This window comes from Viridibacillus sp. NPDC096237 (assembly GCF_050278625.1).
In the GTDB taxonomy this organism is placed as follows: Bacteria; Bacillota; Bacilli; order Bacillales_A; family Planococcaceae; genus Viridibacillus.
Genome location: NZ_JBNNTI010000002.1, coordinates 187,373 through 197,839 on the forward strand (window position 1 = coordinate 187,373; position 10,467 = coordinate 197,839).

The following is a 10,467-nucleotide window of genomic DNA, read 5'->3' on the forward strand; positions in this document are numbered from 1 at the left end:
TAGCGCTAATCTTTCCTCGAGTAGCGATAGTCTTTCGATAATTCTCCTCCCAGTAGCGCTAGTCTTTCCCCGAGTAGCGATAATCTCCTCGAGTAGCGCTAATCTTTCCCGAGTAGCGCTAATCTTTCCCGAGTAACGCCAATCTTTCCCTGAGCACATATAATTCATCACCTATTCCCATGCAAATGCATTTTCTCAGGATAATCTGTAAAAACAGCCTCGACTCCGAGTTTTTTCATCAAGTCATAATCTTCTATTGTATTCACTGTATAAACGCGAACTATATTACCTCGTTCAATTGCTGTTTTAACGGCTTCGCGCTTAGCTGCTACTAATGAAACATGTAATGCATCCGTGCCCAGCATTACACCATACTCATGTAAGTTCACTAATATTTTCATGAATAATGCCCCTACTTCATTCTGTGGTGCTTTTTTCAATACTCGTTCGACAATTTCATGATCAAATGATGAAAAGACAACTCGGTCTAACATATCATTTTTTTCGAGCATGGCTATTACATCATCTTCTATTCCCTGATATAAAAAGACATCCGTTTTCAATTCAATATTAATCATATGATGAGTCGTTTTGAAAATGTCCAATACCTCCTGCAGAGTCGGAATCTTCTCTCCTACAAATTGTTTGCCTTTCCACGACCCAAAATCGTATGAGCGTAGTTCTTCAAATGTCATATCACGGATATAGCCATCTCCATTTGAAGTGCGATTGATACGTTCATCATGATTAATCACGAGAACGCCGTCTTTTGTACGTTGGACATCTAATTCAACACCATATATGGGTAATCCTGCAGCTTCACGGAAAGAGCATAGTGTATTTTCGGGAAAATCACCTGAAGCACCACGATGTGCAAATATTTTCATAAATTATTTCCTCCAAAGATATATTCGTTAACTTTATGCTACACTTTCTAAATTTTCCAGACAATTGAAAACTTTTACTTGTACTCTCTGAATTCATGTAGTAATATTTATCATTGCTATCAAAACCCCAACATCTTCAACAGGACGCAAAATTGCCAAATTGGAGGACTGTAAATGACACAGAAGCATCCCGATTTTGAACAAGAAGCTCAGCGCCTGGCTTACACAAAACATTATATGCTAAAACTCTTAGAAGAATCCAAACGTGACCTACAATCAGCACAGGACAGTATTCGAAAATCGATGTCTGATTTAGAATACCTAGATTCAAGTTTAAGCTACCTCAATATTTTAACGAATGCTCGATTTTTTGAAATGGCACGTGATCAAAAAGAAGGACTTGAAGCAGTTAAGCAAAAACCTTATTTTGCCCGTATAGACTTTCAAAAGGAAGGCGAACCTGCAGAGAAACTATATATTGGTAAAACCTCTCTCTTTGATCGTGAAACGCAAGAGCCTATCATCGTCGACTGGCGTTCTCCTGTCGCAAACGTATACTATGACGGGCGCCTTGGTGACCTTACTTATAAAGTACATGACGAAGAATACAATGGGCACCTCTTTTCAAAACGACAATATAAAATTGAAGAAGGCAAGTTATTAGATGTCCAGGATATTGATCTGACAACTAATGATGAACTGTTGCAAGACGCGCTCGCTGGTAAAGCTGATGTACGACTGACTGAGATTGTGTCAACGATTCAGGCTGAACAAAACGATGTTATTCGTGCTCACTTAAAACAACCAATACTCGTCCAAGGTGCTGCTGGATCAGGAAAAACGACTATTGCACTCCATAGAATCTCTTATTTCTTATATACCATGGGTGAACATTTCAACGCAAAAGAACTTATGATTTTAGCACCTAACCAACTGTTTATCGAATATATTGGCGATGTTTTACCTGAGCTTGGTGTCGATCAAATTTGCCAAACGACCTACTCAGATTATGTGCAAAAAGCAACTGATATTAAGCTGAAAATCCAAAATCCAAATGAACAACTTGAAAAACTTGTGAGCGAAGACACGATCGATTCAACAGTATTATGGCTGACCAGAATGAAAGGTTCCCTTGCTTATCGAGATGTTATGGATCGCTATTTAAAAAGAATCGAATCCGAAATAGCTGACCAATTCGAAGACGTTTATATTGAAAAGTATCGTATCTTAACAGGATCACATTTAAGAAAACTTTTTTTAAAAGACTTTGCCTATATGCCAATTGAAAAGCGAATCGACCGTATTAAAGCTGTTCTTCAAAATTATGTAAGACAAAAGAAAAAGCAAATACTACTTTCCTTAAATAAAAGATATGATGACATTTTGGATAAGGCATTGTTCGGTATTCAAGATGCAGACAAACGAAAACAAACAGTGACAAAATGGATTGATGAACGTGATGTACGTATTCCAGCTGTTGAAAAACAGGCTAAGTCTACTTGCTCAAATTATATGAAGCGCTTTAAAAAGCATAAAATAAAAGCATTGTATCGTGAGTTTTTGACGAATTATGATTTACAAAAAGAGTTATCTCCCGAATGGTCGGAAGCGGAGAATGAGCAATTTATCAACGCTCATATGAAAGAAACTTGGGCAATAGAAGATTTGGCTGCCATCTTCTATTTGCATGCTAAAATTAAAGGAGTCAACGAAAGATGGAAAATGCGCGTTGTTTTCATCGATGAGGTGCAAGATTACAGCTTATTCCAGTTAGCGGCTTTAAAAGAAGGTCTTGAAACGGATATGTTCACTATGGTAGGCGACTTGGCACAAGGAATACATAGCTACCGCTCCTTAACGGACTGGACGCCCGTACGCGAACTATTCCCTCGCGCTACTTATAAAACTTTGCAAAAAAGCTATCGTACAACAATTGAAATTATGGCTATTGCAAATGAGATCTTATCGAAAATGGGTGAAGATTTACCACTTGTAGAACCGGTTGTCCGCCATGGTGATGAACCAACTTTCCATGAGATGAAAACAATTGACCCATTAGCAATTGAAGAAATTCATCAACAAATTAGAGCAAAAGGGCATCGTTCCATTGCACTCATTTGTAAAGCAACTGACGAAGCAATGAACTATACAAAGACATTGCAAAATGCCGGCGTATTGGCACAAACCTTATCTGAATCATCTGAGATAGATCAAGAAGCGCTTCTTGTCATACCAAGTCATTTAGCAAAGGGTCTAGAGTTCGATGCAGTTATAGTAACATCTATCGAAAAACCGTTCCGTGACGTAGCACTTGATCGTAAGCTTTTATATGTAGCGGTTACTCGTGCTATGCATGAACTACATTTAGTTGGTTCTTCACGCAGTGCGTTTTTATTAGAAGAATAAAAATAAAGAGGCATTCCAAAAGTCGATTGCAAACCGACAATTGGAAGCCTCTTTTTATTTCCTCGCAGAGAGAGGATAATAATTTTGTTTTTTTGAAAAGATATTCATAATCTTTCGGAAGATGCCCTTTTTCTCTTTTTTTAATTGCATTTCGTTTTTTACATCGACTTTTCCTAGTGCAGGTAATCTCATTGTAGATCTCCCCTTTGCGATGGTTTTTGTACTTTCTTAACATTACCATTAGTTTATGATTATTATCGACTAATTATGTATATTTTTAGAAAAGTTTATTATTAATTCTGAATTTTTAGATGAAATTACAAAAAATAAATGATTTAGATCATTATGACACTAAAACTGTCCTTATATAGCTTATCGTTTTAAGCACTTCTTATAATGCCTTTGCAAATTAAAAATACCAAGCAAACCACGATTCGCTTGGTATTTTTTGTATTATTTAAAGATATTCAAAATTCTTTGGATGAAACCTTTCTTACTCACATCTTTCATTTTTTTAATTTCTGCTACTATCTCATCCGACAACAAGTCGTAACCTGCCTCTCCGAAATGTAAGCCATCATCTTTTATACCTACTAAAAGCTCCTTGTAATTTGGCTTATTGTAGAGAATTTCAAAAAAATCGATGACATGACATCCTGTTTCTTCTGCAACATCTTTGACTGCTTGACCATATTCTTTCAACCTCTTATTTTTACGGTTTGGTTGTAATGATTCATCAACCGGTGGAGAGGTAATAAGAATTGTGCGATTAGCTCCAATTTGTTGAACAAAGTAACGGATATTAGACTTAAACGTGCCAATTGGTATTAATTTGTGCTTTGCAGAATCATTCCCTCCAAATAATACCGTAACGACATCAGGTTTTTTTGATAGTACATCCTTCTTAAAACGAACTCTAGCTTGCTCCGTTGTATTACCAGATACTCCAGCATTAATAAATTGATGCTGTTTCATTTTCAGCTTTAACATGGATGTTAAAACCGGTTTAGGATAGTTTTCTTTACGTGCTGTAATGCTATCTCCAAAACATATGATTTTCATCTAATAATCCCCTTATGCTATTTATCTATTCATGAATTTATTTTTTCGCAAAATAATCCACCTGCTGTATTTTCTCAAATCCTGCTCGTTCATAAACAGTTAGTGCTTGCTCATTTTCAATCTCAACATCAAGTAAAACTGTCGATTGCTCTTTTTTGACAGCAATATTTTTGACCCATGCTAACAGCGCAGCTCCTATGCCTTGACGGTGGAAATCAGGATGTACTGCTAGTGCAGTTACCCATTGGATGTCATTCTCTTCAACGGACGTCACTGTACCAACGACTAGCCCATCTTTTTCTGCAACCCATAATATGCGACCTTCTCTTGAGGTATTCTCAGCAATTAGATTGTCTGTTTCTTCTGGTAAATCATTAAATCCAGACTCAAAAATAGTAACAAGTGCATCGCGCTCCCCATTATATAAGCGAATCGTTAAATCACTAGGAATATCTGTATACTCAGCACCTGCTCGTAGTGTCGCTTCTGAAAAACTATACTCATAGCCTTGTGCTTCGATGAAATTACGCCCCTCTTCACCGTTTAATGTTAGTGCTAATTCACCAACAGTACTGCGCTCAGTAAACCCAGTTGCAATGCTCTCAACTAGTAGTTTACCTATACCCATTCCACGATACATAGGAGTTACAACTGCTGACCATTCAAATGTATTGAAACCAAACGGATCAACTGCACTAGCTACACCGACTAATTCGTCTTTGTCATCATCATAAGCAAGCACTAGAAAGCCATATGCCTCAGGATTGCACCAGCTACTCTCGTTCATCACAATTTTGTATTTTAGTTTATCTTCAAGTTCAGATTTTTGCAATAACTGTAAAACTTCCTCGTAAGTTTCACCATCAATAGGATATGTTGCTTTCATTATAAAAATATTCAAATTGAAACCACCTCATTGTAATTGTTTTGTCATCTAAATGATAACAAATTATCAAATTAGGCGACTACCATTTGGCTTTTACGGGTATTGAATATCGAAATGGAGGTTTTACAATGACAAAAAAACGATTAGCTTGGGTTGATGTGACTAAGGGGTTTTTAATGATTTTAGTAGTAGTTGGTCATTTTCCTGGAGACTTGGATCACCCACTTTTACAATATATCTATTGGTTCCATATGCCAGCGTTCTTCGTGTTGAGTGGATTATTCTTCAAACCGATTTCAAAGGACGAGCCTATTCGTAAAGCTGTTAAAAAGCGATTTATGCAATTGATGATTCCATACCTATTCTTCCTATTGCTTATTACATGCATTCGTTATGTATTAGCATTCGCTTATGGAAATACCGATATTTCATGGTATGTACAGGATTTTAGTACGCTCATTATTGGTGGGCGTTATGCACGAGGATCTTACGGTGTATTCTGGTTTACAACGGTCTTATTCTTTACTTATTTATTATTCTTATTACTAACAAAATATTTAAGCCGATTCTATCAATTTAGTATACTTACACTATGCTATATTATCGCTCATATCCAAAGCTACTTTATAATAGATGTTATTGGAGGAGCATCTGATAAAACTTCGCAAACTATTCCAATGCTATGGAATTTAGATATTACGCTTATAACAGTGGTCTACTTCGCCATTGGCTATTATGCAAAAGATTTACTTTTACACATACAGTTACCCCTCTGGACAGTTTGTACAATTAATGCTCTCTTAGCAATGCGATTAACTTGGGTTGATCAATTTGACTATCACTTAAGTTTGAAGTTTATCCATTACAATCATGCGCTATTGGATCTTATCATTCCTTTTATTTTTATCATTGCAATTTTCGGGATATTCCAATTCATTACGCGCTTCACACCATTTAAAGCCTTCCATTTTATCGAAATGCAGTCAGTCACTATTATGTATATGCATATTTCAGTAGATAAACAAATGAATAATTTTTTTGATTACGGTCTCATTGGCTATACCGTTCTATGTCTGGGTATATCTATCACAGGCTCTATAGTTATAAAGAAATTCATCCCATATGGATTATTCTTCATCGGAGATATTCATGCAAAACGCCCTCTTCTCTTTAAGGGAAAATTATTTACCACGTAAACAAAAAGGCATTCATCCATATGAAATGGGTGAATACCTTTTCTTTCTACCAACAGTTATGCATTGGATTCTTCTAACATTTTATAATATATCCCCTGTTTATCAATCAACTCCTGTTGATTGCCTGCTTCAATAAGTTCACCTTGTTTCATGACAAAGACGATGTCAGCTTGTCGTACCGTATTCAATCGATGTGCAATAACAAAGCTTGTACGCCCTTGCATTAAACGTTCTAGAGCTTCTTGGATTTTCAACTCTGTTACCGTATCAATACTACTCGTCGCTTCATCTAACAATAGGATTACAGGGTCTGCTACAAGTGCTCTTGCTATAGATAATAACTGCTTTTGACCTTGGCTAATTTCAGCACCATCAGCAGACAGAAATGTATCATAACCATTTTGCAATTTCATAATGAAATCATGGGCATTAGCTTTACGTGCGGCTTCTTCCACTTCTTCATCTGTTGCATTTAACTGACCATATCGAATGTTTTCCCTCACCGTTCCTTCAAATAAAAACGGATCTTGTAAAACAAATGCCATCTGACTGCGCAAATTTTGACGTGACAGTGCTTGAATAGGTGTACCATCAATAGTAATTTCACCTTTATTTACTTCATAGAAACGTGCGAGTAACTGTAAAATAGTCGTTTTACCAGCCCCAGTAGCACCTACTAAAGCAGCTGTTTGCCCTGCTTCTACATGAAAGCTAACATTTTTTATCGTATGTGCTTCATCTGTTTGCTCATATTTGAACGAGACATTGTTGAACTTTACGTCACCTTGTAGTTGATGGGTGATCTTGTCTGAAGCTAAATCCTTCTCTTCCTCTTCGTTCATAATCCCAAAAACACGTTCTGCACCTGCAATTGCAGATAATACATTATTAAACTGGTTCGCTAAATCGTTTAAAGGGCGCGTAAACTGACGTGCATATTCTGAGAATATCACAATCGTCCCAATTGTAACTTGGCCCTTCAAAGCTAATAAACCACCAACTCCTGCAACAATGGCAAAACTTGCATTATTTAATAGGTTCATGACCTTTGGAATACCACCTGAGTAAACATTGGACCAAAAGCCAACTTGTCGTAACTTAGTGCTTTTCTCTGCAAATTCTTCAATCATACGCTGCTCCTGAGAAAATGCTTTAACAATTCGTTGTCCTGAAATCGACTCCTCAATCATCCCATTTAACGCACCTAATGCTGTTTGCTGTTCTTTAAATAACTTACCAGTACGGCGTGTAATCCATCTTGTAGCAATGAACATAACTGGAATAATGATCATCGTCAATAATGTTAATAGTGGACTCATTGAGAGCATAACAACTAGCGTCCCGACTAATGTTAAAACACTTGAGAATACTTGAATAAATGTACTATTCAAGGTCGAACTAACATTCTCAATATCATTTGTCATGCGACTCATTAACTCGCCATGTTGACGCTTATCAAAAAATGTAATTGGTAGCTTTTGCAACTTTGTAAATAGAGCTGTACGCATACGATAAATTGTTTGTTGTGCAATACCAATCATCCAATAATTTTGGAGAAACAAAGATAATGACAAACCTAGATAGATCGCGATCAAACCAAATATTAGCTTAGACAAGCCTGCAAACTGAGTTTTCATAATGTGATTATCAATAATTTTACCAATTAAATAAGGACCTAGTAATGAGAATACCGAGCTCGCTACTACCATTAGTAAAACAACAATTAATAGTGCACGTTGTTCATCAACAATTCGCCAAATATGGCCTAGAGTTGAACTCCAATTTGTTGCACGGTCCACCTTCTTCTTTCGTTGCCTTTGAATATCTTCTTTCGTCAAAATATTTTTATAGCCAAAAGGTTCTCGAATCGATTTAAGCATTATCATCCACCTCCTATCCTTGTTGTGATGTAGCAATCTTTTGATACAAAATAGAATTCTCCATCAACTCTTTATGGGTACCAAATGCTGAAACTAATCCGTCTTCTAGTAGCAAAATACGATCAGCTTCCTTTGCCGTAAGAATTTTCTGTGTTACAACTAGCATTGTTGCCTCTTCACTCTCCAGAGCGTTCCATAGTGCCGATTCCGTTTTAACATCTAATGCACTCGTACTATCATCTAAAATTAAGAATTCTGGCTTGCGTATTAATGCCCTAGCAATTGATAATCGCTGTTTTTGCCCACCTGATAAATTTACTCCTTTTTGACCAACTCTAGTTTCATAGTCATTTGGAAAATGCGTAATTGAATCATGGATTTGTGCTTGAATTGTTGCTTCATGCACCTGTTCGACCGAAGCAGCTGTTTTACCCCAGGTCACGTTATCGCGGATAGAACCTGTGAATAACAATGCCCGTTGTGGTACATAACCAATTGCTTCACGTAACTTTTCTAATGGCCAGTTTTTCACGTTTTGCCCATCCACAATGATATCTCCAGAAGTTGCATCGTAAAAACGAGGTAATAGTTGTAGCAATGTCGATTTACCTGAGCCAGTCGCGCCCATAATCGCTAGTTTTTCACCTCGGCCACATTCAAAGGAGACGTTACGCAATACAAATTCATCCATCTGTGGATATTTAAATGATACATTTTCAAAACGAAGAGTGCCGTGTTGTCGAACTTTTAACTGCTCTTTCCCCTTCTCTTCATTCTCTAAGCCTTCATCAATTAACAATACTTCCTCCATACGATCCGCTGATGCTTTCGCTCGTGAAATAAAGACGATAATAAATGAAAACATTGAAAATGCACCTGTCATACGCAGTGCATAGTTAACAATCGCTACAAGCTCACCGATTTGTGTTTCTCCTTGCTCAATTTTACCCGCTCCAAACCAAAGAACGACAAGTAAGCTAACATTCATCACTAAAAGCAATATTGGCTGAATATACTCCATCGTTCGTAACGCTTTTGAGGTATCTATCTTTAAAGAATTGGCTACTTTTTCAAACCTACTTGCTTCATACACGCCACGCAAATAAGCCTTTACTAAACGCATCGCTTGTAAATTCTCTTGAATTACACGATTGACTCGGTCAACACGCTTTTGTACCGCTGAAAAATATGTAATCCCTTTGCGAACCATTGCAAATAAGTAAATGGCTAAAAACGGTGCACCTATCACAAGATAAACGGCTAATGATGGCTTCACATAAAACGCCATTATTAAACTACCAATCACAACAAGAGGCGTACGTAACATGACACGTAAACTCATGAATAAAACTTGTTGCACTTGTGACACATCACTTGTTAAGCGCGTAATAAGTCCTGCCGTTGGAAACTTCAAAAACGTCGTCATTGTAAATGATTGTACTTTTTTAAACAATGCATTTCGTAAATCAAAGGCAAAGCTTTGTGATGCATGTGCTGAAAAAAATGAATTCGTAATACCTGCAAAAAAGCCTAGGAAAGCTATTAACATCATTATGCCACCCCATAACCAAACAGTTGCAGGATCTTGTAAAACGATTCCATCATCAATGATTTTCTTAATAATTAATGGCTGAATTAGCTCGACAGCAAGCTCGACAAGCATGAGTGAAATAGCGATAAAAGCAAACCATTTGTATGTTTTTATGTATGAAAACATTGTCTTCACGGTATAACCTCCTACATTCATTTCGTCTCTCGAAATTTATTTAATTGTTTCTTATTATGCCATAAAATAGCCATAGTCTGTGCAATAAAAACTCGAAATATTTAGATGAATAATATTAAGAATATTTTTTACTCAAATGAATCAATTTCATAAATCGTATTTTTTTAGAGCACAGACTACTCCCATAGTGCAAAATCTATTTTTAAAAATTAAGCTACGTTTGGTTGTTCACGTAAAACTTGGTTGATACGATCGACTGCTAGTTTGCTCGCGTTGTAAATCAGTGTAATCAATTGGAAATGACATTTTGCTTTTTTCCCAGAGCGATGGGCTGTGTGTATTTGAGCGTTTCATACTGCTTATCATAACTATCGTAACGATAACTATGTTCGCGTACACATGTCGGTGCGAAATGTTCATCGAA

The 10,467-nt window shown here is 36.7% G+C and carries 8 protein-coding genes and 1 pseudogene; 2 read left to right on the top strand and 7 right to left on the bottom strand.

Annotation, left to right across the window (positions count from 1 at the left end; genetic code table 11):
- Window positions 1–167: 167 nt before the first annotated feature.
- Window positions 168–887, bottom strand: a complete 720-nt coding sequence (locus ACQKMD_RS03765; RefSeq protein WP_427749604.1) for a glycerophosphodiester phosphodiesterase — start codon at window positions 885–887, stop codon at window positions 168–170.
- Between the two features lie 174 nt (window positions 888–1,061).
- On the opposite strand from ACQKMD_RS03765, the gene helD reads away from it, so the two are divergent.
- Window positions 1,062–3,293 carry an RNA polymerase recycling motor HelD gene (helD, locus tag ACQKMD_RS03770; RefSeq protein WP_427749605.1) on the top strand — a complete coding sequence of 744 codons (2,232 nt, stop codon included), beginning with the start codon at window positions 1,062–1,064 and terminating at the stop codon, window positions 3,291–3,293.
- Between the two features lie 54 nt (window positions 3,294–3,347).
- Here helD and ACQKMD_RS03775 read toward each other — a convergent pair whose 3' ends face one another.
- The 3 genes from ACQKMD_RS03775 to ACQKMD_RS03785 all read right to left on the bottom strand — a co-directional run bounded on the left by ACQKMD_RS03775 (window position 3,348) and on the right by ACQKMD_RS03785 (window position 5,256).
- Window positions 3,348–3,485 carry a hypothetical protein gene (locus ACQKMD_RS03775; RefSeq protein WP_427749607.1) on the bottom strand — a complete coding sequence of 46 codons (138 nt, stop codon included), beginning with the start codon at window positions 3,483–3,485 and terminating at the stop codon, window positions 3,348–3,350.
- 261 nt (window positions 3,486–3,746) lie between these two features.
- Complete coding sequence (locus ACQKMD_RS03780; protein WP_427749609.1) at window positions 3,747–4,355, bottom strand: GDSL-type esterase/lipase family protein; 609 nt, start codon at window positions 4,353–4,355, stop codon at window positions 3,747–3,749.
- Between the two features lie 37 nt (window positions 4,356–4,392).
- Window positions 4,393–5,256 (bottom strand): GNAT family N-acetyltransferase, encoded by an 864-nt coding sequence (locus tag ACQKMD_RS03785; RefSeq protein WP_427749611.1) that lies wholly within the window; start codon window positions 5,254–5,256, stop codon window positions 4,393–4,395.
- Window positions 5,257–5,369: 113 nt separating this feature from the next.
- Between ACQKMD_RS03785 and ACQKMD_RS03790 the strand changes: the two genes are divergently transcribed.
- Window positions 5,370–6,437 (top strand): acyltransferase family protein, encoded by a 1,068-nt coding sequence (locus ACQKMD_RS03790; RefSeq protein ID WP_427749613.1) that lies wholly within the window; start codon window positions 5,370–5,372, stop codon window positions 6,435–6,437.
- Window positions 6,438–6,493: 56 nt separating this feature from the next.
- Here the strand turns inward: ACQKMD_RS03790 and ACQKMD_RS03795 are convergent, their stop codons facing one another.
- The 3 genes and pseudogenes from ACQKMD_RS03795 to ACQKMD_RS03805 all read right to left on the bottom strand — a co-directional run.
- Complete coding sequence (locus ACQKMD_RS03795; RefSeq protein WP_427749615.1) at window positions 6,494–8,317, bottom strand: ABC transporter ATP-binding protein; 1,824 nt, start codon at window positions 8,315–8,317, stop codon at window positions 6,494–6,496.
- Between the two features lie 13 nt (window positions 8,318–8,330).
- On the bottom strand, window positions 8,331–10,043 hold the full coding sequence (locus tag ACQKMD_RS03800; RefSeq protein WP_427749617.1) for an ABC transporter ATP-binding protein: 1,713 nt from the start codon (window positions 10,041–10,043) through the stop codon (window positions 8,331–8,333).
- A gap of 209 nt (window positions 10,044–10,252) precedes the next feature.
- Window positions 10,253–10,467 (bottom strand): annotated as a pseudogene (locus ACQKMD_RS03805) (hypothetical protein); the annotation flags it as partial.